We start from the raw sequence: 14,486 nt of genomic DNA, 5'->3' as shown, positions 1-14,486 counted from the left end.
CTGCGAGTTCTGGTGTCCCGGCGGTGAGGACGGGCGGGATCGGAGCGGGGGCGGACGGACGGGGATGGGGGCGTGCCGATCGGGCCGTCCGCGAACGACGGGCCGGAGCCTCGCGGGCGAGACCGCGGGCTCCTTCGGTCGAGGGGCCGCGAAGGTCCGTGCCGGCTACGGACGAGGGCTCGGGTCGGCGCCGGGGGCGGTGTCAGGGCCTGGGCCGGGGGCGGTGTCGCGGGCGGCGCCGGGGCCCGGGCCGGTGCCGGAGTCGCCGTACGGGCCGGGGTTCGGTGTGCGGGTCAGGGACAGGGCGACGGCGGCTCGCAGGGCGGCGGTCGTCGCCGGGGCCAGTCCGTGGCGGTCCAGCGTGGCCAGCGCCTGTTCCGTCATGCCGCCGGGGGAGCTGACGGCGGCGACCGTGCCGGCGAGGGAAGCGCCGGGCCGGGCGTGGAGCACTCCCGTGCCGTGCACCGCGTGCCGCGCCAGGTCCTCGGCGAGCCGCTGGGGCAGTCCCAGCCCGGCGGCCGCCTGGGCGAGGGCCTGGGCGAACCGGGCGAGCAGTGCGGGACCCGCACCGGACAGCGCGCTGACCGCCTCCATGTGCTCGTCGGCGGCGACAAGGACCCGGCCGAGCCGTTCGAACAGCCCGCTCACCCGTTCCAGTTCGGCCTGCCCCGCCCCCGGCCCGGCGGACAGCACCGTGGCGCCGGCCTGTACGGCGGCGGCCACGTTGGGGACCGCGCGCACCACCGGAACCGCGTCCCCGACCGCCCGGGCGACGGCGGCCGCCGGCCAGGAGGCCACCAGGGACACGAGGAGCTGACCGGGCCTCAGCAACGGCCGCAGACCGGCCAGCACGTCCGCGGCCTCGTGCGGGTGCACGGCCACCGCCACCAGGTCAGCCGGCCGTACCGCCCCTGCGATGTCCGAGGCCGGCGTCAGCCCGGTGTCGGCGGCCAGGGCGAGGGCGCTGCGGCCGTGCCGGGACACCCCGTACAGCCGCTGCGCCGGCAGGCCCGAGGCGACCAGTCCCGTCACGATCGCCCGGGTGATCCGGCCGCAGCCCAGGAAGGCCACCGTCGGGGCGCTCATCCGTGCCCCCCGGCGCCGGTCTCGTCGATGAGGTCGCAGATGGCCGTGACCCCGCGCAGGATCCGCTCCTCCGGCTCGGTGCCCACGGAGACCCGCAGGAACCGGTCGCAGGAGGCCCCGTAGGACACGCCCGCGACCGTACTCACGCGGTGCCGGCGCAGCAGTTCGGCGGCGAACTCGGTGGAGTTCAGCCGGGAGGCGCCGAGCGACGGGAAGAGGTAGAAGGTGGAGTCGCCCGGCAGGCTGGTCACCCCCCGCGCGGCGAAGGCCTCGGCGATCCGGTTGCGTCTGCGCACGACCTCCCGGATCTGAGGCCGGGTGCGCACCAGGACGTCCTCGAAGTGCTCGGCGAGGTACTGGCACAGGATCGTCGGGGCGCAGGTGACCAGGTGCTGCTGGAGCTTGGCCAGTTGCCGGATCAGGTCCTCGTGCGCGATGACGTAGCCCACCCGCCAGCCGGATATCCCGAAGTTCTTCGACATCGAGTTGCAGATCACGGTGTGCCGCTTGTCGGGGTCGAGGGCGGCCGCGGAGCGGAACGGCTCGTCGTCCGGCACGAACTCGCTGTACACCTCGTCCGCGATCAGCAGCAGGCCATGGGTGTCGGCGAGCGCGTGCAGCGTGCGCAGTTCGCCGTCGGACAGGCGCCGTCCGGTGGGGTTGTGCGGGTTGTTCACGATGATCGCCCGGCTGCGCGGGGTGATCCGGGCGGCCATGTCGTCCACGGTCGCGTGCCAGGGCAGCGTGACCGGGACACCGCCGCAGAGCCTGACCTGGTCGGGGTAGCTGACCCACAGCGGCTCGGGGATGATCACCTCGTCGCCGGGCTCCAGGACCGCGGCGAGCGTCATGAACGTCCCCGACTTGGAACCGGCGGTGACCATGATCTCGCGGTCCGGGTCGGCGGGGGTCCCGGTCGTCGTCTCGTGGTACTTGGCGAGCTTCTGCCGCAGCAGCGGTACGCCTCTGGTGTGCGAGTAGTGGTGGACGGCGGGCGTCAGTTCCTCGAAGGCCGGGGCCGGGATGTCGAAGAAGGCCTCCCCGAGGGAGAGCGTGATGATGTCCGCGCCGTCGGCCTGGAGCTCATAGACCAGGTTGTTCTGTCTGATCGACGCGGCCTCGGTGATGCCGGTCACCAGGGCCGAAGGACGTAGGGGTCCCATCGTGTCTCTCCTCTCGTGGGACGGGTGCGGTGGTCGCCTGCGGGAGACCGTCACAGCACGCGGATCTGTCCCTCGCCCCACACCACGTTCTTGACGCAGGTGAGGGACTCCAGGCCCATGGGGCCGCGGGCGTGCAGCTTCTGTGTGGACACGCCGATCTCGACGCCGTAGCCGAACTCGCCGCCGTCGGAGAACCGGGTCGAGGTGTTGACGAACACGCTCCCGGAGTCGGCCGACAGCGCGAACCGCCGGGCGACGGAGATGTCCTGGGCCACCACCGCCTCCGCGTTGCGGGTGCCGTGGCGGTGGATGTGGTCCAGTGCCTCGTCCAGGTCGCGCACCACCTTCACCGCGACGACGAGGTCGAGGTACTCGGTGGACCAGTCCTCGGCGTCGGCGGCTTCGGCCTTGGGCCACACCTGGCGGGTCCGCTCGTCGCCGCGGACCGTCACCCCGCGCGCGGCCAGCTCGTCCAGGCAGCCCGGCAGCCAGGTCTCGGCCAGCGCCTCGTGGACGACCAGCGTCTCCACGGCGTTGCACACGCTCGGCCGGGACGTCTTGGCGTTGACGACGATGTCGGTGGCCCGGGCGGGGTCGGCCGAGGCGTCCACGTAGACGTGGCAGTTGCCGTCGCCGTCGATGACGGTCGGCACCTTGGCGTTCTCCTTGACCGTGCTGATCAGCCCGGGGCCGCCGCGCGGCACCACGAGGTCCACGTACTCCTCCGCCGCCAGCAGCTCCAGTACGGCATCCCGGGAGGTGTCGGGGACGAGCTGCACCGCCGTGGCCGGCACCTCCTGCTGGGTCTCGAGCACCTCGCGGACGACCGCGGCGATGGCGGTGTTGCTGTGCCGGGCGATCGAGGAGCCGCGCAGCACGGCCGCGTTGCCGGACTTCAGGCACAGGGCGGCGACGTCCGCTGTCACGTTGGGGCGGGCCTCGTAGACGACGGCGACGACGCCGAGCGGCTCGCGTACCTGCTCGATGCGCAGGCCGTTGGGCCGGGACCAGCCGCCGGTGACCGCGCCCACCGGGTCGGGCAGGCCGATGATGGTGCGGATCGCCTCGACCATGCCGGTGATGCGCTTGTCCGTCAGGGTGAGCCGGTCGATCAGGGTGGTGGAGGTGCCCGCGGCCCGGGCCGCCTCGATGTCGAGCGCGTTGGCCTCCTTCAGCCGCTCGCGGTCGGCGTCGAGGGCGTCGGCGATCCTCTCCAGGACCCGGTCCTTGACCTCGGTGGGTGTCTCGCGCAGGACGCGCGCGGCGGCGGCCGCGGCGCGGCAGATCTCGGTGACGGACATCAGCAGACCTCCAGGAGACTGACGTATTGACGGGGGTGGAGCAGGACGTGCGCGCCGTCGCCCGCGGTCCGGGCGGCGGCCAGGACCGCGGCGCCGAGCGGGACCCGGCCCCGGGCGATCGGGTGCGGTTCGCCGTCGGCGGTGACGTCGACGACGTCACCGCCGGCGAAGGCGCCCCGCGCCGCGACCAGTCGGGCGAGCGGTACGGCACGGCCGGCGGCGATGTCGGACCGGGCCGCCGGATCGCACAGGAGGCTGCCGCGGGGCGGTGCGGCGAAGGCCCGCCACAGCGGCTCCAGGCCGTGCTCCCGGACGGTGCCGCGGGGGTGGACGAGGGTGCCGACCGGCTCACCGGCCAGCAGCCGCGGGAACACCCGCGGCGCATGGGCGTCCGCGATCACCGCGGTGACGCCGGCGAGGGTGGCGATCCACACCGCGCCGAGCTTGCTGACCATGCCGCCGGTGCCGGGACCGCCCGCGCCCGCTCCCGCGAGCCGTTCGACCTCGGCCGACATGCCCTTGACCTCGGGAACGAGCCGGGCGGCGGGGTCGGTGCGCGGGTCGCTCGCGTACAGTCCGGGCACATCGGTGAGCAGGGCCAGCAGCCGGGCCCGCAGGACCACGGCGAGCAGGGCGGACAGTACGTCGTTGTTGCGGATCCGGACCGCGTCGTTCTCGTTGACGACCGGTACGACGCCCAGGGCCAGGGCGTGCTCCAGGGTGGACCGCACCCCCTCGCGGTGCTCCCGGTCGCACAGGTCGAGCGGGGTGAACAGGAACTGGGCCGCGGTCAGTCCGCGCCGGGCCAGGCCCGCGCGGAAGGCCTCGAACAGCGGGGCCTGGCCGACGGCTGCCGCCAGCCGCCGGTCCTCGTCCGCGGCGCCCGCGCCGCCGAGCAGGTGGCGTCCCTGGGCGATGGCGCCGGAGGCGACCAGCACCGGGCGCACGCCCGCGTGGGTCAGCTCCGCGACGGACGCCGCCAGGGCGTCGGCCTTGGCCGGGTCCAGGCGCCCGCCGGTGATCAGCGACGACGTCCCGACCTTGACGACGACGCGGTCCAGGTGCTGCCGCGGGGCCGGGCGCGGGGGGTGGTCCGGGTTGCGTTCCGGGTGCATGGGCGCGGGGCACCTTCCGGTCTAGGCGGACGGGGTGGGGTGGAGACGGGGGCCGAGGTGGTAGACGTACCGGCCGGGCAGGGACTGCTCGGGCAGGCCGCCGCGGCGCAGTTCCCGTTCCAGGGAGGCGGTGAGCGCGCGCTCCAGCTGGGGTGCCAGGACGCGCGCGTTCAGCTGCCGCTGGTCCGGGCCGGTGGTGAGCGGCTCGCTCAGCGTGTAGTGGGAGCGGGCGCCGGCGGGGAGGAAGGACACCTCCAGCGTGCCCGCGGCGTCCCCGTGTCCCCAGCCGATCCTGGTCGTCCTGCCGTGCCGGGCGCCCAGCCGCCACAGGTCCTCCGGGTGCAGTCCCAGTCCCCCGCGCCCGCCGGCGCCCTCGGGGACGACCCCGTAGGCGTCGCGCAGCCGCAGCGCCTCGGTCAACCGGGCGTTGGCAACCCGCCGGTACCCGAACGCGCCGGTGTGCTGGGCCAGCCGCCGCTCGACCCCGGCGACGTCGGCCGGCGCGTCCGGCGCCCACTCGGTGTCGTCCGCCTCGGCGGCACAGCCGACGTGCAGGACGACGTCGTAGCGGAACAGGGCCATCTCGTTCCCGGCCAGGCCTCGCCGGGGCGCGATCTCCACCGCGGTGATCCGCTCGTGGCCACCGGCGAGCGCGGCGAAGAACCGTGGGTCCACGCTCAGTTCGGTGTCGGTTCGCAGCGCCCGGCCGACCGCCTCGGCGACCTGCCGCGCCTGTGCGCCCGGGCCCTGCCGCAGGTGCTCGCGCAGACTCAGGAACGCCTCCAGCAGTACGCCGTTGCGCACGTCGCCGATGAACAGGTGGCCCCCGTCCGCGATGCCGGCGACCGTCCGCTCGACCACCTTGCGCAGGTAGGCGAGCGAGGGGAAGTACTGCACCACGGAGTTGAGCACGACCGTGTCGTAGGGGCCCGGGACCGCCTCGATCGCCTCCGGCGCCTCGGCCTGCGCGACCTCCACCGGTCCGGGGGCGGCGTCGGCGGCCTGCCGGAGCATCTCGACCGCCGCGTCGGCGTAGTCGGTGGCCACGTACCGCTCCAGCCCGGCCTGCCGGCACAGGGGCCCGACCAGCAGGCCGGTGCCGGCCCCGATCTCCAGCAGCCGGCACGGGCCGAGCGCCCGGATCCGGTCCACGGTGCCCGCGACCCACTCCGTCATCTGCTCGGCCGGGACGGTGCCGCCGGTGAAGCTGTCGGTCCAGCCCTGGAGGGCGGCCTCCGGCGCGCCGTCCGGGTCGGGGACGTAGGTGCTCTCGAAGACGTAGCGCCAGGAGTCCATGAAGGCCTCGAAGTCGTCAGCCCGGATGTCGTCCGCCGGCACCAGGTGCGCCACCGGACAGGGCCTGCCCCCGGCGTCCGTCCCGGCCACCACCGCCGCGTCCTGGATCTGCGGGTACGCCTTCAGCGCGGCCGCCACCCGGGCGTACTCCTCCAGGTCCCCGGCGCGGTCACCGGCCGGCGGGGCGATCCGGGCGATCGTCGCGCCGGGGTCGCGGCCGGCCGAGCGGACGAAGGCCTGGAAGGCCTCGGCCAGTTCGGTGACGGTCGTGTGCCGGTAGAGGTCGGCGTCGTAGCAGAGTTCGGCGGACAGCCCTTCGCCGTCGCGGGTGAGGTCCAGGGAGAGGTCGAAGCGGCTGCTGGGCACGTCCAGGGGGACCGACTCCACGCCGACGCCGGGCAGGTCAAGGGCCTCGGCGCCGCTGTCCTCGAACAGCTGGCAGGTCACCTGGACCAGCGGGTTCAGACCCAGGTCCCGCGCGGGGTTGAGACGTTCCACGATCTGCTCGAACGGCGCCGTCTGGTGGGCGTGGCCGGCGAGCACCGTGTCGTGGACCCGGGTGAGGAAGGCGTCGAACGGCAGGCTGTCGTCGACGGTGCCACGGATCGGCAGGATGTTGACGAACAGGCCGACCAGCCCTTCGAGTTCGGCCCGGGTCCGGCCGGCCACCGGCACGCCGACGAGCAGGTCCCGCTGCCCGGTCCAGCGGGCGAGGACCACCTGGAAGGAGGCGAGCAGCGTGGTGAACAGGGTGGTGCGACGGCGGCGGGCCAGGTCGGTGAGCGCGGCGGTGTCCCGCGAGGGGATCCGGAAGCGGACGGTGGCGCCGCGTCCGCCGTGCACCTCGGGCCGTTCCCGGTCGCACGGAAGCGCCAGTTCGGTGGGCGCGCCCGCCAACTGCTCCTGCCAGTACGACAGGTCGGCGGCCAGACGGGCCGTGTGCTCGGTGCCGCGCTCCCAGGCGGCGTAGTCCTGGTACCGCAGCGCGGGTGCGGGGAGGGCCGGGGTCCGGCCCGCCGTCAGGTCCCGGTAGTGGGCGGCGATCTCGGCCAGCACCACCTTCACCGACCAGCCGTCGCAGACGATGTGGTGCACGCCGAGGACCAGCAGGTGTTCGTCCGGTTCGAGGGTGAGCACGGCTGCCTCGAACAGCGGCCCCTTCTCCAGGTCGTAGGAGCGCCGGCCGACCTCCTGGACGTACTCCTCGGCCTGCCGCCGGGCCTCGGCGGACGGCAGCCCGGACAGGTCCCGCAGGGTCACCTCCCGGCCCCACCGAGGGTCGACGGCGACCAGTAGCTGCCGCTCGCCGAGGGCGTAGCGGCTGCGCAGCACGTCGTGCCGGGCCACCACGGTCTCCACGGCGCGGGCCAGCGCGACCGCCTCCACCGGTCCGTGCAGCCGGACCGCCTCGACCATGTTGTAGCCGGTGTTCGCGGGGGCGATCTGCTGCAGCACCCACAGCCGCTGCTGGGCGGCGGAGGCCACCACCTGCTCCCCGGCCCCGAGCGCGCCGATCAGCCGGTCCCGCTCGTCCCCGGTGTCCAGGGCGGTGGCGAGTCCGGCCACCGTGGGCCGCTCGAACAGGGCGCGCAGGGAGAGTCCGGCGCCGAGCCGGTCACGGATGCGGGAGATGAGCTGGACGGCGCTGAGCGAGTGGCCGCCGAGCTGGAAGAAGTCGTCGCTCCGGCCCACCCGGTCCAGACCCAGCACTTCCTGGAAGATCGTCGCGATCCGTTCCTCCACGCCCGGCAGCGGAGCGACGTAGCGGCCCGCTCCGAGCGCGGCGGCGTCGGGCTCGGGCAGCGCGGCGGTGGCGGCCTTGCCGCTCACACCGCGCGGGATCCCGGCCACCTCCATCAGGGCGGACGGCACCATGTACTCGGGCAGCCGCCGGGCCAGGTGATCGCGCAGCGCCGCCTGGTCGAGCCCGGGCGCGGCCACCACGTAGCCGACCAGGCGGATGTGGCCGCGGGCGTCCGGCCGGGCCGCCACGGCCGCGTCCCGTACCTGCTCGTGGGCGAGGAGCGCGGACTCGACCTCCCCCGGGTCCACCCGGTAGCCGCGGATCTTGACCTGGCCGTCGAGCCGCCCGACGAACTCCATCTGGCCGTCGGCGCGCAGCCGGCCCAGGTCGCCGGTGCGGTACATCCGGCCGCCCGGCACCACCGCGAAGGGGTCGGTGACGAAGCGTTCGGCGGTGCGCGCGGGGTCGTCGAGATAGCCGGCGGCCAGCTGCGGACCGGACAGGCAGATCTCGCCGATCACCCCGACCGGCAGCGGCCGTCCCGCCGGGTCGAGCACCGCGACCGCGCAGTTGGCCAGCGGGCGGCCGATCACCGGGCCCGCGTCGCCCTCGACCGGCGCCACCAGGGCGTCCACGGTGAATTCGGTCGGACCGTACATGTTGATGGCGACCACGTCCGGCGCGGCGGCCAAGGTGCGCCACAGCGACGGGCGGACGGCCTCGCCGCCCAGCACGAACAGCCGGGGCCCGGGCCCCTCCCCGGTCAGCAGACCGAGCCCGACCAGCTGTTCCAGGAAGGACGGGGTCGCCTCCAGGACATCGATCCGCCGCCGGCGCACCGCGTCGAGCAACCGGACGGCGTCGCGGGCCGTGTCGTCGTCGACGACGTGCAGTTCATGGCCGTCGACCATCCACAGCAGCTGGTCCCAGCTGGCATCGAAGGCGACCGACATGGTGTAGGCGACGCGCAGTCTGCGGCCGGGCGCGGCGGTGGCCGCCATCGCCGCAAAGTGCGAGGCGCGGTGGGAGTGGTACAGGTTCGCCAGCGCCCCGTGCCGGACCACCACGCCCTTGGGGGTCGCCGTGGACCCGGACGTGAAGACGACGTAGGCGACGTCGTCCGGGCCGGGCGCCGGCGGGACGGCGTGGGCGTGCCGCGCCGGCACAGTGCGCAGGTCCAGCAGCGGCGGGCCCAGGCGTGCGGCCCGCTCGTGGACCGCGCCGTCGGTGACGATCAGACGCAGGGCGGCCGAGTCGGTCATCGCCCGCAGCCGCTCGGCCGGGTTGGCCGGGTCGAGGGGGACGAGCACCGCCCCGGCGCGCAGCACCCCGAGGACGCCCACCGGCAGCAGGGCTGACCGGGTGACCAGCAGGCCCACGCGGTCGCCGGGCGCGACAGAGCGGGCGGCCAGTTCGGCGGCGAGCGCGTCGACGGCCTCGCCCAGCTGCCGGTAGGTCAGCTCGCGGCGCCCGTCGGTCACCGCCGGTTCGTCCGGCCGCTCGGCGACGCGCTCGGCGAGGGCGGTCAGCACGGTCGCGCCGGCGGGGACGTCGACGCGTGGCCCGCGGCCGAGCCGGTGCAGCACATGGTCCCGGCCGGCGTCGTCGAGCAGCGGCAGCCGCGGCACCGGCGTCCGCGGGTTCTCGGTGGCGGCCGCCAGCAAGGTGACGTAGCACTGTGCGAGGTGGGCCACCGTGTCCGGGTCGAACAGGTCCCGGCTGTAGTTGAAGGAGGCGTGCAGCTGCCCGTCCCGCCAGGACATGTCCAGGGCGAGGTCGAAGAACGTGGTGGGCTGGGCGGCGCGCAGCGGGCGGGTGGTGGTGCCCGTCAGGTCCAGACCGGGGGCGAAACCCTCGTCGAGCAGCTGGAACATCACCTGGACGAGCGGGTTGACGCCCTGGGTGCGGTCGGGGTTGATCTCCTCGACGATCCGTTCGAACGGCAGCTCCCCGTACTCCTGCCCGTCCAGCACGCCCGCGCGTACGCGCTCCACCAGCTCGCCGAAGGCCGGGTCGTCGCGCAGGTCGCCGCGCACCGGGAGGGTGTTGACGAGCATGCCGACCAGAGACTCGGTGCCCGCCCGGGTACGGCCGCTCACCGGGTGACCGACGAGGACGTCCCGCTCGCCGGTGACCCGGGCGAGGAAGGCGTGGAAGGCGGCCAGCAGCACCACCCCGGGGGTGGACCGGGTGGTGGCCGCCAGGGCGCGGACGCGTTCGGTGACCGCGGGGTCGATGACGAGCTCGTGCACCCCGGAGGCGGGGAAGCCCGTCGCCCGCCGCGGCCGGTCGGCCGGCAGGCTCAGCACCGTCGGGGCACCGGCCAGGTGGTGGCGCCAGTGGTTCAGGCACTCCTCGGCGCGTTCCTCGTCCAGCCACTCCCGTTCCCACACCGAGTAGTCGGTGTACTGGAGTTCGGGCTCGGGCAGCCCGGCGTCCCCGCCGAGCACCTCGGCGCGGTAGAGGGCCGCGAGTTCGCCCAGCAGCACGCTCATCGACCAGCCGTCGCACACGATGTGGTGAGCGGTGACGGCGACCACGTGCTCGTCGGGACCCGCCTCGGCGATGTGCAGCCGGACCAGCGGCCCGGTGCGCAGGTCGAACGGTTCGTCCAGCACCGCGCGGTGGAAGCGGGCCGTCTCCCTGCGCCGGTCCGCTCCCCCGGCCGCCGTGAGCGTGCTGTGCCGGATGCCGGGGAAGGACCGCTCGGCGCCCGGTTCGGCGACGACCTGGACGATCGAGCCGTCGGCCTGTTCGAACCGGGTGCGCAGCGCCTCGTGCCGGTCGTACAGATGCCGTGCCGCCCGGGCGAGCGCCCCGGTGTCCAGCGGCCCCGACACCTGGAAGGCCTCGGTGAGGTGGTAGGCCGTGCCCTCCGGCTCCAGTGCCTGGAGCAGCCACAGCCGCTGCTGCGCGAACGCGGCCGCATACCGCTGTTCTGCCATGTCGGGAAACCCTTCGTCGAGCGAGTCGGGCGCGGGTGAGCGCGGGAGAGCGGGGCGGGCGGGGGTGACGGGGCGGGCCGGAGGGGCGGCGGGCTCAGCCGGAGCGCCCTGTGTCGTGGCCGGTCCTGCGGCGCAGCACGGGCCGCTGCCGGGCCACCGGCGCCAGACGGCGTGCCATGCCCTCGACGGTCGGTTCGTCGAAGAAGGAGCGGACCGGCAGTTCCAGGCCGAGAGCCAGGCGTACGTCGTCGATGAGCCGCGTCACCAGCAGGGAGTGCCCGCCGATCTCGAAGAAGTCGTCGGTGACGCCGACCTGTGAGCGGCCCAGCAGTTCGGCCGTGATCCGGCACAGCTCCCGTTCACGCCCGGTCCGCGGCGGCCGGCCCGCGGCCGCCGGCGGTTCGGCCGGCGCCGGCAGCGCGAGCCGGTCCACCTTGCCGTTGGGGTTGACCGGCAGCTCGTCCAGGACCACCAGCGCCGCCGGCACCATGTACCCGGGCAGCCGTTCGGCGACGAACGCCCGCACCGACGCGGGGTCGACGGTCCGCCCCTGCCGCGGGACCACGTACCCGATCAGCCGCTTGCCCCCGTGCTCGGCGTCGACGGCCGTCACCACGGCCCGGGCCACCGCCGGCGCCTGCCGCAGGGCCTCCTCCACCTCCCCGGGCTCGATCCGGAAGCCACGGATCTTGACCTGGAAGTCGTTGCGCCCCAGGTACTCCAGCTGTCCGTCCGCGCGCAGGCGGGCCAGGTCGCCGGTGCGGTACATCCGGCCGCCGGGCGGGCCGAAGGGGTCGGGGACGAACCGCTGAGCCGTCTCGGCGGGCCGGTCCAGGTAGCCGCGGGCCACGGCGGCCCCCGCGACACACACCTCCCCCGGCACGCCGAGCGGCACCGGACGCAGTGCGTCGTCGACGAGGTGGATCCGCGTGTTCCAGATCGGCCCGCCGATGGGCACCTGCGCGGGCTGCCCGGACACCGGCCGGTCCACGGTGTGCGCGGTGGCGGCGTGGGTCTCGGTGGGCCCGTAGTAGTTGTGCAGCCGCCGTCCCGGTACGGCGTCGAAGAAGGCGCGCACGGCGTCGCTGAGCACCAGCGCCTCGCCGCCCTGAGCCACGTGCCGCAGCCGGGGCAGGGTGAGACCCAGCCGCAGCGCCTCCTGGCACAGCAGCTCGATCAGCGCGGTCGGGGCGAACAACTCGGTGACCCGGTGCCGGTCCAGCCACCGGGCCAGGTCGGCGGGGCTGCGCCGGACGTCCTCGGCGGGCACCGCGAGCGTCTTGCCGCTGGTGCCGGCCGACAGGATCTCCTGGGCGGCGGGGTCGAAGCTCAGCGAGGCGAACTGGGCGGTCACCGAGTCCGGTTCGGCCGGCATCACCTCGGCGTGCCAGGCCAGCAGGTTGACGATCGGGGCGGCCGGCATGACGACGCCCTTGGGGCGGCCGGTCGAGCCGGAGGTGTGGATGACGTACAGCGGGTGCCCGGGACGCAGCGGGGCCCGGCGGTCGGCGTCGGTGAGGTCCGCGGCGTCGAGGGCGGCGATCCGCTCGACCAGCTCCGGGTCGTCCACGCACAGCGGGGCCACCCCGGCCGGGAGCCGCTCGGCGGTGTGCACGCTGGTCAGCACCAGCAGCGGGGTGGCGTCCTCCAGCATGGCCCGGACCCGGGCGGCGGGGTGGCCGAGGTCCACCGGCAGATAGGCGGCGCCCGTCTTCAGTACCGCCCACAGGGCCACGACCACGTCCGGCGAGCGCGGCAGGGCCAGCGCCACTACCTTCTCGGGGCCCGCACCGAGCCGCACCAGGTCCCGGGCGAGCCGGTTGGCCCGCGCGTTCAGCTCGGTGAACGTCAGCGTCCCGGTGCTGTGGACGACCGCGGCGCGGTCCGGCGTACGGGCCACCTGCGCCTCGAAGAGGTCGGGCAGCGAGGCGGCGGGGACGGGACGCCCGGTGGCGTTCCAGGCTTCGATCCGGGCCCGCTCGGCCGGGGAGCGCATGTCCAGCCGGCTGAGCGGCAGGTCGGGGTCGGCGAGGACCCGTTCGAGGGTCGCGACCAGGTATCCGGCGATGCGCTCGACGGTGTCCCGGTCGAAAAGGTCGGTGGCGTACTCCACGAAACCGCGCGTACCGCCCGCTCCGGGCGTGGCGGGCGGGGTGAGGTTGAACACCAGGTCGAAGCGGGCGACGCCGAGCCGGCAGGGTTCCTCGGCGGCCTCGAGTCCGGGCAGGCCGACCGGCACCCTGGTGTTGTTCTCGAAGACCAGCATCACCTGGAAGAGCGGGTGGTGGGCCGGGTCCCGGCGCGGGTTGAGGGCCTCGACCAGGACGTCGAACGGCAGGTCCTGGTGGGCGAACGCCTGGAAGGCGAACGCGCGGACCCGAGCGAGCAGTTCGCGGAAACCGGGGTCACCGGAGGTGTCGGCGCGCAGGACGAGGGTGTTGGCGAAGAACCCGACCAGGTCGTCGAGGGCCTCGTGGGCGCGGCCGGCGACCGGGGTGCCGACGGGGATGTCGTACCCGGCGCCCAGGCGGGTCAACACGGCGGCGAGGGCAGCCTGCACGACCATGAACGCGCTGGCGCCGGACTCGGCGGCCAACCGGTCGATGGCGGCGGTGAGTTCGGGACCGATCTCGAAGTCGACCGTGTCGCCGCGGTGGCCGGAGCGGGCCGGGCGGGGCCGGTCCGCGGGCAGGGCGAGCTTCTCCGGCGAACCGGCCAGGGCGTCCGTCCAGAAGGCGAGCTGCCGGGACATGAGGCTGCCCGCGTCGTCCGGGTCGCCGAGCAGGTCACGCTGCCAGAGGGTGAAATCCCGGTACTGCACGGCGAGCGGGGGGAGTTCGGCCGTCTCCCGCCGTACACGGGCGGTGTAGGCGGCGCCCAGGTCACGCGCGAGGGGGGCCAGCGACCAGCCGTCGCAGGCGATGTGGTGGACGACCAGCAGCAGGACGTGCTCCTCCTCGGCGAGGCGGACCAGCCGCGCCCGCAGTGGCGGATCGCCGCGCAGGTCGAATCCGCGGCGCTCGAACCGTGCCTGCTCCTCGGCGAGCCGGTCCGGGTCCAGCCGGACCCGCTCGAGCCCGGGGCAGGCCTCGGCGCTCTCCAGCACGACCTGCCGTGGCTCGCCCCCCGACTCCGGGAAGACGGTGCGCAACGCCTCGTGCCGTTCCACCACGTCCGCCAGGGCCGCCGACAGCGCGTCGGGGTCGAGCCGGCCGCGCAGCCGCAGCGGCAGCGGGATGTTGTAGGCGGTCGAGCCGCTGTCGAGCCGGTTGAGGAACCACAGCCGGCGCTGGGCCGGGGAGAGCGGTACGGCGCCGTCGCCCGCCCGGCGTTCCAGGGCCGGGGCGGGTGTGCCGCCGACGGTGAGCCGGGGGGCGAGCAGCGCCACCGTGGGCGCCTCGAACACCTCCTGGACGCTCAGTTCGTACCCCAGCCGCACGCGGATGCGCCAGACCAGCCGCATGGCGAGCAGCGAGTTGCCGCCCACGGCGAAGAAGTCGGTGTCGACGCCGACCTCCGGCAGCCGGAGCACCTCGGCGAACAGGGCGCACAGCGCCTTCTCCGGCTCGGTGCGCGGCGCCCGCCCCGTCGCCGGGCCGGGCAGCGCCTCGACGGCGGCGAGGGCCTTCCGGTCGATCTTTCCGTTGGCGGTCGTGGGGAGGCCGTCGAGGACCATGACGACGTCGGGCACCAGGTAGGCGGGCAGCCGCTCGGCGGCGTACCGCTTCAGTTCCCGCGCCCAGTCCTGTGGCGGGACGGCGTCATGGGCCGGGCGGGACGGACCGGCGGACGATGGGTGAGACACGTGTGACCCCCTGGAAGTGGTGGGCCCGCGG

At 74.8% G+C, this 14,486-nt stretch carries 6 protein-coding genes; all 6 read right to left on the bottom strand.

Annotated features, from left to right (window positions below):
* Positions 1-165 precede the first annotated feature (165 nt).
* A complete protein-coding gene (locus tag AB0N63_RS00220; RefSeq protein WP_365521885.1) occupies positions 166-1,086 on the bottom strand; it encodes a pyrroline-5-carboxylate reductase dimerization domain-containing protein in 921 nt (306 codons plus the stop codon).
* Positions 1,083-2,249: a pyridoxal phosphate-dependent aminotransferase gene (locus AB0N63_RS00215; protein ID WP_365521882.1), complete on the bottom strand. Its 1,167-nt coding sequence runs from the start codon at positions 2,247-2,249 to the stop codon at positions 1,083-1,085. The genes AB0N63_RS00220 and AB0N63_RS00215 overlap by 4 nt, the downstream gene beginning before the upstream one ends.
* A gap of 50 nt (positions 2,250-2,299) precedes the next feature.
* Positions 2,300-3,550: a glutamate-5-semialdehyde dehydrogenase gene (locus tag AB0N63_RS00210; RefSeq protein ID WP_365521879.1), complete on the bottom strand. Its 1,251-nt coding sequence runs from the start codon at positions 3,548-3,550 to the stop codon at positions 2,300-2,302.
* Entirely contained in the window at positions 3,550-4,665 is a 1,116-nt protein-coding gene (gene proB, locus AB0N63_RS00205) for a glutamate 5-kinase (RefSeq protein WP_365521877.1), read from the bottom strand. Before proB ends, AB0N63_RS00210 begins: the two co-directional genes overlap by 1 nt.
* Before the next feature lie 21 nt (positions 4,666-4,686).
* Positions 4,687-10,650 (bottom strand): amino acid adenylation domain-containing protein, encoded by a 5,964-nt coding sequence (locus tag AB0N63_RS00200; RefSeq protein ID WP_365521875.1) that lies wholly within the window; start codon positions 10,648-10,650, stop codon positions 4,687-4,689.
* 94 nt (positions 10,651-10,744) lie between these two features.
* Positions 10,745-14,455 carry an amino acid adenylation domain-containing protein gene (locus tag AB0N63_RS00195; protein WP_365521872.1) on the bottom strand — a complete coding sequence of 1,237 codons (3,711 nt, stop codon included), beginning with the start codon at positions 14,453-14,455 and terminating at the stop codon, positions 10,745-10,747.
* Positions 14,456-14,486: the final 31 nt, after the last annotated feature.

This window comes from Streptomyces sp. NPDC093260 (assembly GCF_040683715.1).
In the GTDB taxonomy this organism is placed as follows: domain Bacteria; phylum Actinomycetota; class Actinomycetes; order Streptomycetales; family Streptomycetaceae; genus Streptomyces; species Streptomyces sennicomposti.
This window is presented reverse-complemented; position numbering and strand designations above follow the sequence as displayed.